Source organism: Chitinophaga oryzae, assembly GCF_012516375.2.
GTDB classification, from domain to species: domain Bacteria; phylum Bacteroidota; class Bacteroidia; order Chitinophagales; family Chitinophagaceae; genus Chitinophaga; species Chitinophaga oryzae.
In genome coordinates this window covers 4,499,505-4,515,831 of the sequence record NZ_CP051204.2, presented here as the reverse complement: position 1 = coordinate 4,515,831, position 16,327 = coordinate 4,499,505, and the positions used below count along the sequence as shown (strand labels likewise).

At 50.0% G+C, this 16,327-nt stretch carries 13 protein-coding genes; 6 read left to right on the top strand and 7 right to left on the bottom strand.

Features of this window, described 5'->3' with window-relative positions; genetic code table 11:
• Window positions 1-83 precede the first annotated feature (83 nt).
• The 4 genes from HF324_RS18490 to HF324_RS18475 all read right to left on the bottom strand — a co-directional run bounded on the left by HF324_RS18490 (window position 84) and on the right by HF324_RS18475 (window position 5,944).
• Entirely contained in the window at window positions 84-1,160 is a 1,077-nt protein-coding gene (locus tag HF324_RS18490; RefSeq protein WP_168860485.1) for a serine hydrolase domain-containing protein, read from the bottom strand.
• Window positions 1,161-1,359: 199 nt separating this feature from the next.
• Window positions 1,360-3,942 (bottom strand): glycoside hydrolase family 38 N-terminal domain-containing protein, encoded by a 2,583-nt coding sequence (locus tag HF324_RS18485; RefSeq protein WP_168860484.1) that lies wholly within the window; start codon window positions 3,940-3,942, stop codon window positions 1,360-1,362.
• Between the two features lie 295 nt (window positions 3,943-4,237).
• Entirely contained in the window at window positions 4,238-5,455 is a 1,218-nt protein-coding gene (locus tag HF324_RS18480; protein WP_168860483.1) for an epoxide hydrolase family protein, read from the bottom strand.
• 12 nt (window positions 5,456-5,467) lie between these two features.
• Window positions 5,468-5,944 (bottom strand): nuclear transport factor 2 family protein, encoded by a 477-nt coding sequence (locus HF324_RS18475; protein ID WP_168803889.1) that lies wholly within the window; start codon window positions 5,942-5,944, stop codon window positions 5,468-5,470.
• A gap of 320 nt (window positions 5,945-6,264) precedes the next feature.
• On the opposite strand from HF324_RS18475, the gene HF324_RS18470 reads away from it, so the two are divergent.
• The 6 genes from HF324_RS18470 (at window position 6,265) to HF324_RS18445 (ending at window position 12,688) form a co-directional block, all read left to right on the top strand.
• Window positions 6,265-6,414 (top strand): hypothetical protein, encoded by a 150-nt coding sequence (locus tag HF324_RS18470; RefSeq protein ID WP_168803888.1) that lies wholly within the window; start codon window positions 6,265-6,267, stop codon window positions 6,412-6,414.
• Between the two features lie 148 nt (window positions 6,415-6,562).
• Entirely contained in the window at window positions 6,563-7,396 is an 834-nt protein-coding gene (locus HF324_RS18465) for a COG1470 family protein (RefSeq protein WP_168803887.1), read from the top strand.
• A gap of 6 nt (window positions 7,397-7,402) precedes the next feature.
• Window positions 7,403-8,380: an ABC transporter ATP-binding protein gene (locus HF324_RS18460; RefSeq protein ID WP_168803886.1), complete on the top strand. Its 978-nt coding sequence runs from the start codon at window positions 7,403-7,405 to the stop codon at window positions 8,378-8,380.
• On the top strand, window positions 8,365-9,363 hold the full coding sequence (locus HF324_RS18455) for an ABC transporter permease (protein WP_168803885.1): 999 nt from the start codon (window positions 8,365-8,367) through the stop codon (window positions 9,361-9,363). Before HF324_RS18460 ends, HF324_RS18455 begins: the two co-directional genes overlap by 16 nt.
• A gap of 822 nt (window positions 9,364-10,185) precedes the next feature.
• On the top strand, window positions 10,186-10,719 hold the full coding sequence (nusG, locus tag HF324_RS18450; RefSeq protein WP_168803884.1) for a transcription termination/antitermination protein NusG: 534 nt from the start codon (window positions 10,186-10,188) through the stop codon (window positions 10,717-10,719).
• Window positions 10,720-10,735: 16 nt separating this feature from the next.
• The gene (locus tag HF324_RS18445) at window positions 10,736-12,688 is read left to right on the top strand and encodes an alpha/beta fold hydrolase (protein WP_168860482.1); all 1,953 of its coding nucleotides are present in this window, start codon (window positions 10,736-10,738) and stop codon (window positions 12,686-12,688) included.
• Window positions 12,689-12,696: 8 nt separating this feature from the next.
• Here HF324_RS18445 and HF324_RS18440 read toward each other — a convergent pair whose 3' ends face one another.
• From HF324_RS18440 to cysC, 3 genes are read right to left on the bottom strand one after another with little or no spacing between them, the layout of a single operon-like run.
• Window positions 12,697-14,319 (bottom strand): cyclic peptide export ABC transporter, encoded by a 1,623-nt coding sequence (locus HF324_RS18440; RefSeq protein ID WP_168803882.1) that lies wholly within the window; start codon window positions 14,317-14,319, stop codon window positions 12,697-12,699.
• A gap of 18 nt (window positions 14,320-14,337) precedes the next feature.
• Window positions 14,338-15,714, bottom strand: a complete 1,377-nt coding sequence (locus HF324_RS18435; RefSeq protein WP_168860481.1) for an FAD/NAD(P)-binding protein — start codon at window positions 15,712-15,714, stop codon at window positions 14,338-14,340.
• A gap of 57 nt (window positions 15,715-15,771) precedes the next feature.
• Window positions 15,772-16,296 carry an adenylyl-sulfate kinase gene (gene cysC, locus HF324_RS18430; RefSeq protein ID WP_168803880.1) on the bottom strand — a complete coding sequence of 175 codons (525 nt, stop codon included), beginning with the start codon at window positions 16,294-16,296 and terminating at the stop codon, window positions 15,772-15,774.
• Between the last annotated feature and the right edge of the window lie 31 nt (window positions 16,297-16,327).

The window sequence follows — 16,327 nt, the reverse complement described above, 5'->3', positions numbered from 1 at the left end:
TTACAGCGGTATCTGCCTGGATAAAAGATCCCCGGCGCGCTGGAGCCGGATTCTTTTTTTGAAGGCAACAGCAGCTGAAGGCTTTATCTGACTATCCGCGCAGCTATTTTTGCTGCAAATTCATCCAGGCTGGTGGTGCCGGTATTACTCAGGATAATGATGGTGGACCCTTCTTCCAGGACGTGGAACAACATGGCCTGTGCGCCCATGATGGACCCCGGCCTCTTGATAATCGTATAGTGTTTACCGTGAATGTCATAATCTTTATACACCCAGACACCATAACCGTATTCATCTTTTCCGGAGGTAAACATCTGGTCGAGCGTGGTTTGCTTCAGCAGTTTTTTTCCGAAAAGCGCATTGGAGAATTTCAGGATATCGTCCGCAGTGGAATACATCGCGCCGGCAGCGTACCAGTTTTCCGGGTACACCGGGAGGTCATTGACCATCGCTTTGATATCGTCCCGGTAAAAATAGGTGTCAGCCAGGCGGGGAATGATTTCCTGCTGATAGGCAATGCCGGTATTGGCCATTTTCAGCGGCTGAAGGATACTGCTCCGGAGATTTTGCTCAAAAGTCTTTCCCGTAGTACGTTCAATGATTTTTCCCAGGATAATGTAGTCGGCATTATTATAGTCCCATACTTTGCCGGGTTCGTTTACCAGCTTGCCGCTGCAGAAGAGCGCCAGCATTTCATCACTGGTATGCGGCGCCTGGTACTGCGGCATACCGTTTTTCAATGCTGATTCCAGGGTCAGGCCGGCATCCATGTTATGGATGCCCGACGTCATGTTCAGCAGTTGCGTTACCGTTACCTTGTCGGCGCCTTCTCCTTTATAATCGGGCAAATAGCTGCTAATGGACTTGTTTAAATCAATTTTTCCCTGCTCATAGAGCTGGAGTATTAACACAGCGGTAAAGGCTTTGGTAATGGAAGCGACTTTATACCGGGTGTCGGTGGTATTGGGAATATTCAGCCGGAAGTTGGCGGTCCCGAAGCTCTTTCGGTACCAGGCTTTATCGTTTTTTGCCAAAAGAACGGTGCCGTTAAAGTTATTTTTTGTGACAAAAGAATCGATAAACCGTTCTGCCTGTGAAGATTGGCCGAAAGCCGGACTGAAAGCAAGCAGGAAGAGAACCGGAAATAATACCTTTCTCATGATATAAGGAATAGGAGGGTGAAAAAATCGCTGCACGATACCTATCCCGGCCTTCCAAAAATACACAACAGTTCTTTATCGCCAAAATTAACATGGGAGAGTACAGTTTTACCAATCCAGCTTTGGTTAAACTCCCTGAAAAGCGCTTTGGGTGATGGATAAGCCAGGATTCGTTCTTCCCGTGCCGCCAGGCCTGCTATTATTTCTTTGGCTTTTCATAAATGAGCAGGAACGATGCCGGAGAATACCTGTCCAGCCTGAAAACAAACGATCCTTTTTTTACCGCGATGGGTGCGCCTTTCTTATTGCCGCGTAAATCAAGTGGTAAAACTGCCTTAATTTTCTGCTGATCATTAAAATTTACGGTACAGTTCCCGGAAATACCTGCCTGTTCCCATAAGCGTAAAATAGTGCCGTCGCCGTCCGGATTATCGCCAAAGGCGGTCACCAGGACGCCTGGCCGGGAAATGGCTATTCCCTGCTGCGTTTCCGGTAATATTCCCGGTGCGCCTTCCGCGGTGGCTGTTAACAAGGGCACGCGGGTTTCCCATGCATATTTGACAAGGTTCTCTGTAGTTGAGGTGCCCCGGGCCACAGGCCATATACGAACGCTTTCTGTCCAGGTCCCTTCCTGCCACAGGGCGAAGTTGGTGTTCCACATGTTGTTATACAGATTAACAAAAAGGGCGGGCTGGCGGGGTATGTAATCCATCGAATATTTCCAGAGACCGGGCTCGCCGGGACTGACCAACGGCGCATCCGCAGAGGATAGCGCCATGCCTGATTTATCCGGGCTGGTGATGGCCACGCCGGAATTGATGGCCATCAGGTATCTGTTGCAACCGGGTATAATGTCTTTGGAGGGGTCTACAGGACCTCCCGGGCGTCCCATCGTGAAGGTGGGCTGCTGAACGTTGAAGGGGAAACAGAGCCATCCTCCTTCCGGTTGTTTGTCCGGAGTTTTGTTGGTAACTGACCAGGTAACATCCACGTAGGCTGCATCACGCGGGAAGGTAAAGGTCAGCGTGTAATTTTCAGCATGGCCTTCCGGGTCTGTCGCTGAGAGCGTGGCAATATCTGCTGCTGCGGTATGGGCGACATCAATATCCCATGCTTTGGGGGTAAACGCCAGGTAAGGAGCTTTCGTTGCATCGATCATCCCGGGCTTACCCAGATCGTTCAGGCCCCAGCCGTCTTTTATGCGGCTGTAGGCATTAAACCAATTGTCAACTTCATGCGTACTGAATCTTTCGTGCAGAAACTGGCCAATAACATAGGCAGCGGTGGTATCAGCCAGTTGTCGGCCGGTCGGCTTTTCTATCAACGATGATATGCCACCTCTCGTCAAATCAAATGTCACCTGGAAGCTGGGAGTGTTTAACACCGGTTCCCTGTCATGACTAATGCGCGGACTATCCTGCGCTTCGGGTGACCAGGTAACATAGCCGGATGGGGGAACGTCTTTGACAAAATAATAGCTTCCTTTCTGCCATGGATTTTCAATCATGCCGGATCTTTTCCATGGAAGTGGGTTATAAATGACGATGCGTTTACCGGTTTTTTTTACAGAAGAGGCCAGCAGGTGGAGATCTTGGTTAAGCCTGTTATACACGATGTCGCGGGTATTGAGAATATACCGGCGCTTTTCATCGTAGGAATGAAGCCACTTTCTTTTGCTGCCGATGGAGGTGTTGTGTGCATCGCTGTTTTTCAGGAGCGTATAATCGCCGTTGGGGGGAAGCGGTTCGGCTGCGGCAGCAGCCATCCATTTTCTCCAGTCGTCGCCATAACTATAGCGGGGGCCGTATTCTGCGTTCATTCCCCAGGTATGCTCTCCATATAACAGGCTTTGTTCGTAGGCTTTTGCCAGTTCGCCGGAAATGGATGCAGTTGGTATTCCCCAGCTGCTCATCTGCGTGTGTAACGCGTCCAGTGCGGACTCGAGCGGGCGGATGTTCCTTGCAATTCTGGTTTCCTGCGGATTGGATTGTATACCGTGGATCCAGGTGTCGGGACAATCACCTTTAACTGTCGGCAGTACGGGATGTTCGGCGAGAACAGCCTTGGCAAAATCATCCAGCGTACCAAAATGTATCCGGACGCCAGGCATTTCCCTGGCCGCGTAGGCGAGAAGGTTATCAATTTCCTGCGAAGTAGGCGGCCCGTGGTTGTCCCCGGTCATTTGCATGGCCAGATAATTTTTGCATGGCCAGTTTTCAGGGGGCCGGATGTCAGATCCATAGAGCGCGGTATAATTACAGAGCACTTTTGAGCCGTCTGGACCTTCCCACCAGAAGAGTTCCGGAAACCGGGGATATTGACTGGCCGGATTACAACCCAGTTGAAGGAATTTGATTCCGGCATGATGCAGTAAGGTCGGCAAGATCCAGGAATGTGCGGGGACGTCTGTCATCTTTGCGCTGATGGTCATAGGAAGGCCGTAGTTCCGCGTGATCATGGAAGAATAGCCGAGGCCCCGTACCAGATCTTCGTAGTCCAGTGATTCCGTATGGGTGGTAAAAGGCAGGCCATGTACGACCAGCGCGCCGGTTTTAATTGCCTGCCCGATTTGCGCTTTTCGTTCAGAGGGCTGCAGCGGGCCAAGTATTTGCGCCTGCAGCGGCCAGCCTGAAACAGTCCAGGAGAACCGCTTTTCTTTTGGCAGCAAGGCATTTTTTTCTATAATGCTCAAAGCGTTGGTCATCATTTCCTCCCGGTACCGTTTGAAGACGTTTTCCGGTAAGTCTGTAAAACCAAGGTCAAAATGTGTTTTAAATACCACCCAGATATCAGTTACCCGGGGAGGACAGATGTGTTTTTGGGTCGCTGTGCCATAACCGCTGATATCGATAAGGCCATCAGCAGCAGGACAAGTTGAATACGTTTCACCATGTATAAATTTTCATAACGGATGATATATCCCAAGGGCAACCTGTAGTTCATTGTTCAGCTGTCTGCCTGCCAGGTATATCTTTTCTCTATTAAATGTATATACATATGAACATATTTGCAACTTTTTCCCCTTTTCAAATAAAAACAAAGAGGTTACAAGGACCTCTTTGTTTTCGGGGGAGGGCTTATTTTAGTATCCGGAACGTATCGCGGATGCCTTCAATAAAGGCCTCCGGGTTTTCCCAGGGGCCGAAGTGACCGCCTTTTTCAAACGCTTTCGCATATACGGTATTAAACTGGCTGGCAAGGGGCCCGTTTTTAAAAATATCCACGCGGTTGTCTGCCGTTGCCAGGGGAGGATAGGCGTCGCCTGTCAGGAAAGTGAAACCGGTGGGCGCTTCTACTGCCGGCTGCCGGTTATGCGAAGGTTTCCACGGGTACCGGCTGGCGTTGGAGTACGCACGGATAGAGCTGCCGATGGATTGGTTCACCCAGTAAATCATGGCAAAGGTGATGATGTCGTCTTTGGAAAACACCGTTTCAAAATCCTGGTGAGGGTCGCTCCATTTTTTCCAGCGCTGCAGTATCCAGGCCAGCATGCCTGTGGGAGAGTCGTTTAGGCCGTGAGTAATGGTCTGCGGGTCCAGCATATGTACCGCCACGTGGGAGGCGTAGGTGCGCTGAAAGTGAAGGATACCGTCCCGTAACTCCTGCGACGCTCCGGCGGGAACCAGGTGTCCCTCTGTCAGGTCCCAGGGACGTTCGCTTTGGAATATCATGAGCGGCATTTCCTGGCCAAGGTGGACGCCAATTAATTCACCGGCATATTTATGGCCGAGTTGCGCGGTGACCAGCATCCCGTAATCGGAACCGGAAGCGGCGTATTTTTTATAGCCCAGTACCTCTGTCATAAGCCGGTGCCAGATCTCAGCCATTTTCCAGAAGTTCATTTCGCCGTCTTTCAGCGGTGTAGAAAAGCCAAAGCCGGGTAAAGACGGGATGATGACATCGAAGGATTGGTCCGGATCGCCGCCATGGGCGGCCGGATCTGTCAGCGCCGGGATGATTTTACTCCAGTGCCAGTAGGTCCACGGCCATCCGTGGGAGAGAATAATAGGTGTTGGATTGGGGCCTTTTCCTTTTTCATAGATAAAGTGTACCGGCTGGCCGTCGATGGTGACTTTATATTGTTGGAAAGCGTTCAGTTTCGCCTCGGCTTTTTTCCAGTCGTATGTGTGGAGCCAATGGTCCGCAATATCTTTGAGGTAAGCGGTGCTGATACCGTAATAGGAATCGTCGTTGTTCAGGTCTTCTGCCCAGCGTGTGCTGCGAAGGCGGTCCTGAAGATCTGCCAGTACCTCTTCGGGTACCGCTACTTTAAATGGAACTAATGTTGCGCTCATGGTTCTTTGTTTTTAAAAAGTGAAGTCGAGTTTTATCCTTGTCTGAATTAATTTTTTGATGTACCAAACGCCATCCCGCAGTTCGTAATCTCCGTGGTAATGGCCATATCCGTGCAGTGACCGGAATGCGGGAATATGACCGTTTGCTGCCGGCGGCAGCGGTTCCGTATCGGGACGAAGGAGGTAGTCTTCCATCGAAAACACGCCTTTCGCCTGGCCTTCACCCGGAACATCGATCTCATAAGAGAAAAGATGATGAATAGCGGTGGCTGTTCCCACGCTCCGGCGGATGGTTTCGGCAATCTGCTGACGGCCCTCCATCTTGACGAGGGCTTTCCCCTCCACGTTTAACGGCGTAAAGGTGCCGTCCGGCGTAAACAGGGACGCAAGTGCTTCCCAGTCCTTTTCATCTGCATGCCGGACGTAGCGGGCCATCAGTTCCCGGATGCTGTCTTTGATCTGCAAGGTGTCTGTTGATATCGTACGCATGTGTTGCTGTTTTGTTTGACGACACAAAGGTAGATCCTGTACGGTATAATAATGATACCAGTATAACAGAGTATACCAGTATGGGCGTCTCTAAAGATGGGGGAACGGAAAAAAATATTGACCTGATAGCCTTGCTGGTGGCTATTATTTGTCTTTTTTTAAGAGGTTTTAACATTATTCTAACAATTGATCATTTAACTTTCGGTCGTTACAACTGTCAGTAAATTTTAATCCTCCGGGCACGGCTGCAATGTGGCCTGTTTGCAGGAGTAGCCATTTTCTATTTGAATTTGTTTTTAATCGATTCAATTTCAACTAGCATGACGAACATTTTAAAAGCCAAAACAGTATTTTACCAAGCAGATCCAACGTTCACAGGAGAAACTACCGCTACCGGAACCATTATTGCTGATACCATTACCATTCAGTCCCTGCATGCCTCCCGCTCCCGTAAGGACGGCCCGTATTGATTACCTGTTTATTATACTTTTCTGATAGCTGACGGTGTTTAACCACGGTCTGTTATCCTGTTCTGTTCCCCGCCGCCGGCCGGGGAGCGCATCCCGTTTTATTTTTTAACCATTAATTATATTAATCTTAATCGTCAACATTCGTGGTATGTCAACGTTATCGAATTACCTGAGCGTATCCCTTTTTTGCTTTTCTTTTGCTGCATTTACAACGCCGGCGCTGGCCCAGAAAATTCCGGGAAAAGGCAGATCGGCCTTTACCGTCAGACTGATGAATATTGAGGCTACCGCCAAAGAGACTTTTCGCTACAACGCCAGCCTGTATAACGGCAGCGGTCACACGCAGCTGTACGAACTTCGGGCTTCCGCCCCGGAAGGCTGGAGCACCGTGTTCCGCACAGAGGGCAGCCAGATTGCAGGACTGAGAATGGATTCCGGCAGGACCCAGGATATCTCCGTGGAAATCACCGCTGCGCCCTCTGTAAAGCCGGGAAAATATACGGTCCCGGTAGTGGCCGTAACAGCAACGGACACACTCCGTACTGACCTGGAGGCCGTGGTAAAAGGTAACTATGGCCTCGAGCTGACAACGCCGTCAGGCCGGTTGAGTGACGAGATCACGGAAGGCCGGAGCAAACAGATTCAACTGACGGTAAAAAACACGGGCACGTTGCCGCTGGAAGGACTGGAGCTTTCCGCGCAGGCGCCGGTAGGATGGAATGCCACCTTTGAGCCGGCAAAGATAGACCGACTGGACCCCGATAAAGAACAAAATATTACCGCTACGCTGCATGTTCCTGATAAAACAATCGCCGGCGATTATGTGACCAGTTTTACAGTGAGGAATAATAACGCCAACAGCAACGCCGCTTTTCGGATGACTGTAAAAACTTCCCTGCTGGCGGGATGGATAGGTATGCTCGTGATCCTGCTGTCATTAGGGATTGTGTATTACCTGATTCGTAAATACGGAAGGAGATAAAGCGCTATGGAAAATCCCATCATTGAACTGCATGGACTGACAAAAACCTACGGCGCTAAAAAGGCGGTAGACAACCTCTCCCTGAAAATCAGCAAAGGGGAGATATTCGGGTTGCTGGGGCCTAACGGCGCCGGTAAAACCACGACTATACTGATGATGCTGGGACTTGCGGAGCCGTCAGCAGGGGAGGCCATCGTGTGTGGAACAAATGCTACCCGCCATCCCATCGCCGTCAGGCGAAAAGTAGGCTACCTGCCGGACAGCGCCGGGTTTTACGATAATATGACCGCACTGGAAAACCTGGTGTACATCGGGCGGCTGAATGGCATTGCTGAGCGGGAAATCGTTTCCCGTGCTCAAAAAACGATGGAAATGGTAGGGCTGGGAGCGGAGATGCATAAAAAGGCCGCAGCCTACTCACGTGGTATGAAACAACGGCTAGGCCTGGCGGACCTGCTTATCCGCGAGCCTGCCGTGATGATTCTGGATGAGCCCACGTTAGGCATAGATCCTGCAGGTATCCGGGACTTCCTGCATCTCATAAGGCAGCTCAGCCGCGAACAGGCGCTCACCGTGATACTGTCGTCCCACCATCTGCACCAGATGCAGCAGATCTGCGACCGTGTGGGCATCTTCGTGGAAGGAAAACTACTGGCAGAAGGAAATATCGAAACACTGTCGGGCCATCTGTTCGGGAAAGATTCATTGGTAGTGCAGGTTTCGGTACGGGAGGCAGTAGCGGCTCCGGAAGCGCTGGAACGTCAGCTCCGGGATCTGGACGGCGTCAACAGCCTGGTCACCACGGCCAACACATGGGAACTGTCCTGCCATACAGACGTTACGCCTGATATCGTGCGGCTCTTCGTACAAAACGGGTTGAATGTGACCGGCGTACATAAAAAAGAATATGGACTGGATGAGATCTACCATCGTTTTTTTGAGAATAATGTAAAAAAAGAAAGTTTCCAATGGGAAGTCCGTTAGTTTATTTTAATAGCCTTTGGTCGAAAGCGCGTGCCTACAGCCCTTTTGAAGTAATGGTGCGTAAGGAAGTCGGTGATCATATCCGCAGCTGGCGCTTTATAGTGATGTTGCTGCTGGTGCTTTTTACTTTTGCAGGCGCTATGTATGTATCGCTGACCAACCTGGGGAAAGCAGTGCAGAACGTCAACGATCCGGACCACGTTTTTGTATACCTGAAATTACTGACCACGTCCGATAATTCACTACCGGCTTTTCACATCTTTATCAGTTTCCTCGGGCCGTTACTGGGCATAGCGCTGGGCTTCGATGCTGTCAATTCAGAAAAAAACAACGGTACGCTGGTAAGGCTGCTGGCGCAACCGGTTTATCGCGATCATCTTTTGCTGGCGAAGTTTTATGCGGCACTGTTGCTGGTCGGAGTGCTGTTTCTCAGCCTCGTATTGCTGATGGTCGGAGCAGGGCTTATGCTGACAGGCGTTCCCATAGAAGCCGCAGAATTGTTCCGGATACTGGCATTTGCGGTGCTGAGCGTTATATACGTGGGCTTCTGGCTGAGCCTTTCTATCGGGCTCTCAGTCGCTTTCAGACATGCGGCTACCTCTGCGATCACCGCCATCGGGATTTGGTTGTTCTTTACCGTCTTTTACCAGATTGTGGTTAACATGGTGGCGAGGGCTGTATTGCCGGATCCTGCGTCGTTGCAGGCTGAACAGGTAATGGCCTATAACAATATCCTGCTGTCGTTTTTCAGGGTAGCGCCCAGCCAGCTGTATACGGATGCTGCCACCACTTTACTGATGCCTTCTGTCAGAAGTCTTGGGCCGCTGACCATGGAACAGATGGCAGGAGCCATTCCTGCGCCCTTGCCTTTCAGAGAAAGCCTGATGATTGTCTGGCCACAGGTGACAGGCCTGGTGGCTGCTTCTACGGTTTGTTTCGCAGGCACATATTTTCTTTTTATGCGGCGGGAAATCAGGTCCTGATACCCCGCCTGTTATATGATTACCTTCTCCATCTCCCGGTGGAGAAGGTAATCATCGGAAGATGTCTTCCGTGAATGGGTTCTAACTTATCTAGCTTTCGCTTAATGCCAGGTTTCATTTTACGAAAAAACACCAGGCGGAAGCAGGCGTGGACAGAAGACTTTATCACAGCGTGTCTATGATTAACGACAACAATAACGCTGAAAAATCTTATATAATTTCTTTGCTTTTTAACAAATCATTCATTAGATTTACTACAATGAAAAAAAGTTTGTTTCCAATTGATTTTTTAACCTAAAAGACATTCCGGCCAGGTGTTAAGTCAGTTTCATAAGTTTGCTATTTCAACCAGCTGTACCAATAAATGGATTACTTGATACCGGTTTATTAGAAGTTTCTTCTGAGTGTCCTTACAAAACCCGTTTTTGCACATTTAAGTTTTAAATAGTCAGTTTCTGTTGAGCCAATTGCCACGCAGTCGTTTTACAATAGGTACTTTGGTACTTACTGTAGCGATAGCTTTGTTTTGCCCTGAAATCGTATGCATTTCAATTTAATAATTTTCGACATCCACGCACGTAAATAGCCTATGTTAACTTATTATCATTAACACCTTCGGGTTCATAGCAGGTGTTGTTTCTCCTCTCATTTGCCACACCAATAGCAGCCACGCTATAGCGGAACAGCATTGCCTCTTTCGAACACCCTAATCAACACGCATCGTGTTATCTCCTCATCTGTTATCCCCCCAAAAAGGGGGAGGGGGATTGTCATGCCTGTTTCTGCCGTATCACTTTTTTCTCAAAATATTAAATAATCGCTATGAGTACCTTTAACTACGGATGGTACCTGATCTACACCGTGCCTCGCCAGGAACGGAAAGTAGTTAGTCAGCTTTTGGAACACGGCATGGAGAGCTTCTCACCAACTTACAGTACCGTCAGGCAATGGAATGATCGAAAAAAAATCGTTGAGTTGCCACTGTTCCCTTCCTATGTATTTGTGAAGCTGAACAGTATCGAAGAATTTTATTATGGCCAGCATGTGAGTGGCGCTGCCAGCTATGTAAGATTCGGAAAGCAGTTTGCCCGGATGGAACAGGACCAGATCGATCAGATCCGTATGGTGGCAAAACACGGAGAAGACATTAGTGTCTCTGAAGAACGCTTCCGCGACGGCCAGCGGCTGGTGATCACCAAAGGGCCGCTTTGCGGGCTTTCCTGCGAAGTAGTACATGTGGACCAAATGAAAAAGATCCTTGTAAGAGTAGACCTCCTGCAAAGGAATATCATCATGCGCTTCAAACCGGAATACCTCGCTGCCATTCACGATATGGCAAATGCCGATACTTTTTAGCCGCTTAATCTTCGTTATGACCATACACACTTTTTTAAAAAGGATAGTGACAACGCTGCTTATCCTTTCTGGTACTGTGTCAGCTGCACCGGCACAGGAAAAATCCGCTTCTTTCCGTTGGGCATCCTGCCCGGATTGCCCCTTTCCAGATATGGATACGGCTTTTCTCCGCCAGGAAAACATTCAATTCGGATACCTGACGGTGCCAGAAAACAGAAGCAAACCAGACAGTCGTAAAATTCGTATAGCCGTTCAGGTATTCAGGGCGCGAAAGCCTGAAGCCGGTAAGCCGCCGATGATCATCCTGCACGGCGGCCCGGGCGGAAGAGCGGTGGGTGTATTCTCACCGGAGTATGACAGCATCCGGCAGGAAAGCGACATTATACTCATGGACCAGCGCGGCTCAGGATTTTCCGGGCCGGATTTTACGCCGGAGATGAACCAGGAAATACTGGAGATCCTCGCTAAAGATCTGAAGCCCGAAGAGGAAACAAAAGAGCGTCTCGCGCTGGCTGCCAAAGTGAGAGATTCGCTGCTGGCCAGGGGAGTAGACCTGACGGCTTATAACAGCCGTGAAATGGCGGCAGATATACACGATCTCTGCCAGCTGCTGGGGTATACTTCCTGGGACCTTTGGGGTACTTCCTACGGCACCCGGGTGGCGCTCACGATGATGAAGGAATACCCCGAAGGAATCCGGAGCGTTATCCTGGCATCCCCGCTGCCCCCCAATGTGCGTTACTTTGAAAATGTAACCCCGAATTTTAAACGGTCCCTCGACCTGTTATGCGATAAGTGCAAGGCCGACCCGGACTGTAACCGGTCCTATCCCAATCTCCGGGAGGACTTCACCGCTGCGATCAATGGCCTTGAACGGCAACCTGTGATAATACCTATGGACGATCCGCATAAGTATCCCGGCGGCCGCTTTGTGATCAACGCGCAGGATATGCTGCTGGCCATCCAGCAGGCGCTGTACAGCCGCGATAACTATCCGCTGATACCTATCATCATTGAACAGGTAAAAAACAGGAACATACCGGCATTGAAGCGGTTCGTGGAAAATATGTCCAATGGTATCTTCCGCCTTCAGTACGGAGCGTATTATTCGGTTATCTGCCAGGAATGTATGCCGTTTAACCGTCTGCAGGCTTTTGAAGACGCCTCTGCCAAATCCTGGCAGGGCGTTACTTTTTACAAAGACGAGTTCAGCATCTGCAAATTATGGAACGCAGGCCCCTTCCGGGCGGAAGACACCGCAGCTGTCCATAGCGATATCCCGGTGCTCATCCTTTCCGGCGAAATGGACCCTATTGCTGCGGTAGCAGGGGCGGAGCTGGCGCATCGTTCCCTGCCCCGTTCTTTTCTGTATGTGCTGGAAGGAACAGGGCACTTTGTAGTCAACGAAACGACTACACGCCTGATCAACCGCTTTCTGGCCAACCCGGAGCAGGCGCCGGACGGGCAGCATGTCATAACACAGCCGGGAATCCCCTTTGTGACAAATGTACATATCAGCGATGGCGTGGTGGCGTTTGCCCCGAGGCTGCCGCTGCAGCGGCAGAACTGGTTGTATACCGCATGGCTGGTGTTGCTGGTCGTACTGCCGGGTGTTTCTTTATGGCTGGCTGCCCGCGCTTACCGCCGGTATAAACATGCCGGCAAAAGCCGCCTGACTTTTTACTTAATGTTGCTGAATGTGTTGCTTGGACTGGTTTTCCTGGTAGCTATTATAATGGCGATTGTGAGCACCTCCAGGGCCAATTTCAGAATATTGGGCTTCGGGCTGCCGGAACAATATGCCATCGCATTGATGCTGCCCTACGCCATGCTGGCCATATGCCTCGTGTTGGTTTCACTGTGGCTGGCCGGCCGGAAGAAATACCAGACAGATAAATGGTACCTTTCGTACTTGTTGCTCCAGGCGCCATTTATCTGCTTTGTGGTTTATTTTGGACTGTTTTATTAAGGAGATACCTATACCTTTTGTTCCTGTATCTTTCCGTTTTCCATTTTAATGACGCGTTGCGCAATATGCAGATAACGGTCGTCATGTGTAATAAGGATCACTGTTTTCCGCTGTTTACTTAACTCCGGAATAATGTTCTGATAAAAGAAGTGTTTGAAATCCGGGTCCTGGTTGGCTGCCCATTCATCAAAGATGTAGATGGGCTTATTGCGCACAAGGGCGCTGACCAGGGCCACTCTTTTCTTTTGTCCTTCTGAAAGATCGATCGTGTCGAACTGGTTTTGGCTGAAGTTGACCTTTTCCACGAGCCCGACCTTGCGGATGAGCTGCTGCACGTTTGCCGCCGCTGTTTGATCCACGCCGTGAATATGTTCGAAGAGATGGTTGTCTGTGAAAATCACGCCAAACATATTACGGTACATCTGCAGATTATGGTAGTCAATCAGCTGGTTGTCGCGCATAATACTACCGCCCGACTGCGGATACAATCCTGTCAGCACTTTTATCAGGGTTGATTTCCCCGAACCATTACCCCCGTGTATAAAAATAAGATCGCCGGCTTTGATATCAAGATTGATAGGCCCCAGCGAAAACTCATCATTGTGAAGGGTTTTGTAGGTATACGTCAGGTCCCGGATACGGATCTCCGTAAAGCTGTTTTCCGCCTGTTGACTGTCATATGCCGCGGAAGCTTCTTCCTGCAACGTTTTCATGGCCTCTTCCAGTCGCTCAAGCGTGGATTTTATCCGTGAAAACTGTGGGATCAGCGGCAGAAGAGATTGCAGGGGGCCCAGGATATAAATCAGCATGATCACGAACTGAGCATTGTTTTCCGTGATCGTTACCTTCAACAGCGGAAACAGGTAAAGGATACAACCCATGGTGATGAAGAAGATCGACTGGCCGAGCAGGGAAAACCTGGATTGGAAGACATTGTTGCTGATCGTCGCGGAAGAAACTTCCTCCATGCGGGGTTTGATCTGCGTATCGTACAATCCCTTGTCCACCTGGCTGTCTATCTTGATTTCCTTCATACCATTCAGCATCTGCTGTACATATCCCAGGAAAGTATTTTGCAACTCCATCAGGTGTTTGATGCGGCGGATGTTCTGTTTTTGTTTTGCCAGCGCCACCAGGAAAGAAATAGCGATAATGGTGATGGTCAGCAGGAAACCTTTTATGCTGATGACCAGCAGGTAGAGCAGTACGCCGGTGATTACGATCACAGAGGTGATCACACCCGAAGCAAGTGTGGCTATCTGCCCTATGGTGGCGGTATCCGCCGATATCAGCACAAACAGGCGGGTGCTTCCCAGTTTCTCAAAGCTCTGCAGGCTGCTTTTTCTGATCCGGTCGATCAGTTCTTTCCGGCTTTGCAGGATCAGCGATTCGGCAGACCGGATCAGGAGGGCCTGGTAACTGTACTGTAAAAGAAAATAGAGCAGCAGCGATAAAACGTATCCGGCGGCGAGTAAAGGCGATGGCATCTTCTCATCGATACCATATTTAATGGTTTCGTTGATGATGGAAATCAGGGCTGTATTAGCCAGCCCTGTAGCGATACCAAAGATAAAAATCCGGATACCGAATAGTTTACGTGCGTTGGACAAAAAATGGAGCAGATATTTCATAATTGATGGCGATAGGAATTAGTGAACATATTCGTAATTGGGAGTAAGGATCATAGCAGCCAGCTGTGCAGCCGCTGCCCTGATTTCGGGGACGGCCGTAATTTCCCACAAAGCGCCTTTAGCTGGCGGCCCTATGGTAAACAGCCTGTCAGAAGGACAACCGTGACAGTCAATAATGGCGCCGGCGGGCGTACAGTCAATACCCAGCCGCAAGGCGTCCGGCCGGATAATGCCTCTCGAAAGCAGTTGGATGATCAGCGGGGACTTTGACCTGGTATAATCAGACTGCGGTCCCATACAGTTGATGACGATATCGGTAGATACCTCCTGCAACTGGTGCGAGCCCCTTTCGAGATACCGGACCGCTAACGCGCCATCGGCCTGTTGCCGGATAGATTGGACCCTGCCGGCCAGTATATGAAGTTGTTTCCGTTCCTGCAGTTCATGTATAACAGCAGCGCATACCGGCGGCATCCTGTGACGGGCCACCCCCCATATATGCCGTACATGGACCATAAATCTTTTTTTCTCGCTTACCGGAAACCCGGTCCATATTCGCTGCATATAAGGACGGATAGCATCTATTACCGCCTGCCATGCGATACCGCGGGCTTTGGCTACTTTGATTTGCCTGTTCACTTTTGAAAATACTTCCAGCAGGGTGTTACCTGTTGGAAGCTCATCTTTCGGCCATGCATATGCCGGTACTGCAGCATGCGCCATAGGGACATAGCCATGGGTAGACAGTGCAGTGACCGGGCCGCTGTGTTGTTGCGCACGCAGTGACAGGACGGTGTCTACCATGGTAAGTCCTGTACCGATAATGAATACACGCTTGCCGGCCGGCACCTGTTGCAGTTCGGGCCTGTTCCATCCGGAAGCGAAATATCCCGGATGCTCCAGGTAGCTGTTGTCCGACAGCGACAACGGCGCCGCCTCGAAGTTGCCAAGGGCCAGCACCAGTTTATCAAATGGGATATGCCGTCCGCAGGCTAACAGTACCTGTGTATGGCCGTCCACAATATCTACGGCTTCGCCCTGGATGTACTGGTACCGGTGTTGTTGGTCCCGCATGCCCAGTTGTTGCTGCAGGATATCCTGTATATATCGTCTGTAAATATTTCTCGGAACAAACATCTCCTGGTGAAATGGCAGGTTAGTGGCAGCCAGCCACGCTATAAAGTGGTGGCTGTCTTCTGTGAAAGCGCTCATCTTCGCTGCAGGAACATTCAACAGATGCTGGTACTCCCGGGTAGAATAAGCCTGGCCCAGTTTCTCCGGTGGGTTAATATCGATGACGGTAATATCGGTAGCCGGACATTGACGATGACGAAGCAGATGGATGGCCAGCAAAATGCCGCTGAGTCCTCCGCCGATGATAACAGTTTTATGCATAAATAAGAGGTGGAACGGATGGTTAATAAAGTTTTGAATCGCAGGGAGCGCCGTTTGTCAGATGATACCCATCCTGCATAGCTCGCGCAGAATTTTGTCGGTGGATTCATCTACGCTTTCATGGGCGGTATCACAGGTTATTTCCGCATCCAGCGGTGCTTCATAAGGATCGCTGATGCCGGTGAAGTTGGTGATCTCGCCCGACATCGCCCGCTGGTACAGGCCTTTAACGTCTCTGCGGGCACATTCTTCAATAGGACAGCTTACATGTACTTCTATAAAGTTGGCGATCTTATTTCTGACAGTGTTGCGTGCTTCGCGATAAGGAGAGATGGCAGATACGATCACCCCGACACCATGACGTGACAGCATTTCGGCGATAAAACCAATGCGGAGGATATTCTCACATCTGTCCTCCCTTGAAAAGGAAAGTCCTTTGGACAAATGTTGCCGGATGATGTCGCCATCCAGTTTTTCACACCGTATTTCCCTGGCGGTAAGGCTTTGATAGAGTTGTTCAGAGATGGTTGTTTTTCCAGAGCCGCTATAGCCTGTCAACCAGATAGTGAAACCTTTCTTCATATGATGGTTTGGGTTAAAAAAAGGGGAATAG

What these genes read in the sequence shown, in the direction of transcription:
- HF324_RS18490 (WP_168860485.1), bottom strand. Translation starts at nt 1,160, where the DNA reads ATGAGAAAGGTATTATTTCCGGTTCTCTTCCTGCTTGCTTTCAGTCCG.
- HF324_RS18480 (WP_168860483.1), bottom strand. Translation starts at nt 5,455, where the DNA reads ATGAGCGCAACATTAGTTCCATTTAAAGTAGCGGTACCCGAAGAGGTA.
- HF324_RS18475 (WP_168803889.1), bottom strand. Translation starts at nt 5,944, where the DNA reads ATGCGTACGATATCAACAGACACCTTGCAGATCAAAGACAGCATCCGG.
- HF324_RS18470 (WP_168803888.1), top strand. Translation starts at nt 6,265, where the DNA reads ATGACGAACATTTTAAAAGCCAAAACAGTATTTTACCAAGCAGATCCA.
- HF324_RS18465 (WP_168803887.1), top strand. Translation starts at nt 6,563, where the DNA reads ATGTCAACGTTATCGAATTACCTGAGCGTATCCCTTTTTTGCTTTTCT.
- HF324_RS18460 (WP_168803886.1), top strand. Translation starts at nt 7,403, where the DNA reads ATGGAAAATCCCATCATTGAACTGCATGGACTGACAAAAACCTACGGC.
- HF324_RS18455 (WP_168803885.1), top strand. Translation starts at nt 8,365, where the DNA reads ATGGGAAGTCCGTTAGTTTATTTTAATAGCCTTTGGTCGAAAGCGCGT.
- nusG (WP_168803884.1), top strand. Translation starts at nt 10,186, where the DNA reads ATGAGTACCTTTAACTACGGATGGTACCTGATCTACACCGTGCCTCGC.
- HF324_RS18445 (WP_168860482.1), top strand. Translation starts at nt 10,736, where the DNA reads ATGACCATACACACTTTTTTAAAAAGGATAGTGACAACGCTGCTTATC.
- HF324_RS18440 (WP_168803882.1), bottom strand. Translation starts at nt 14,319, where the DNA reads ATGAAATATCTGCTCCATTTTTTGTCCAACGCACGTAAACTATTCGGT.
- HF324_RS18435 (WP_168860481.1), bottom strand. Translation starts at nt 15,714, where the DNA reads ATGCATAAAACTGTTATCATCGGCGGAGGACTCAGCGGCATTTTGCTG.
- cysC (WP_168803880.1), bottom strand. Translation starts at nt 16,296, where the DNA reads ATGAAGAAAGGTTTCACTATCTGGTTGACAGGCTATAGCGGCTCTGGA.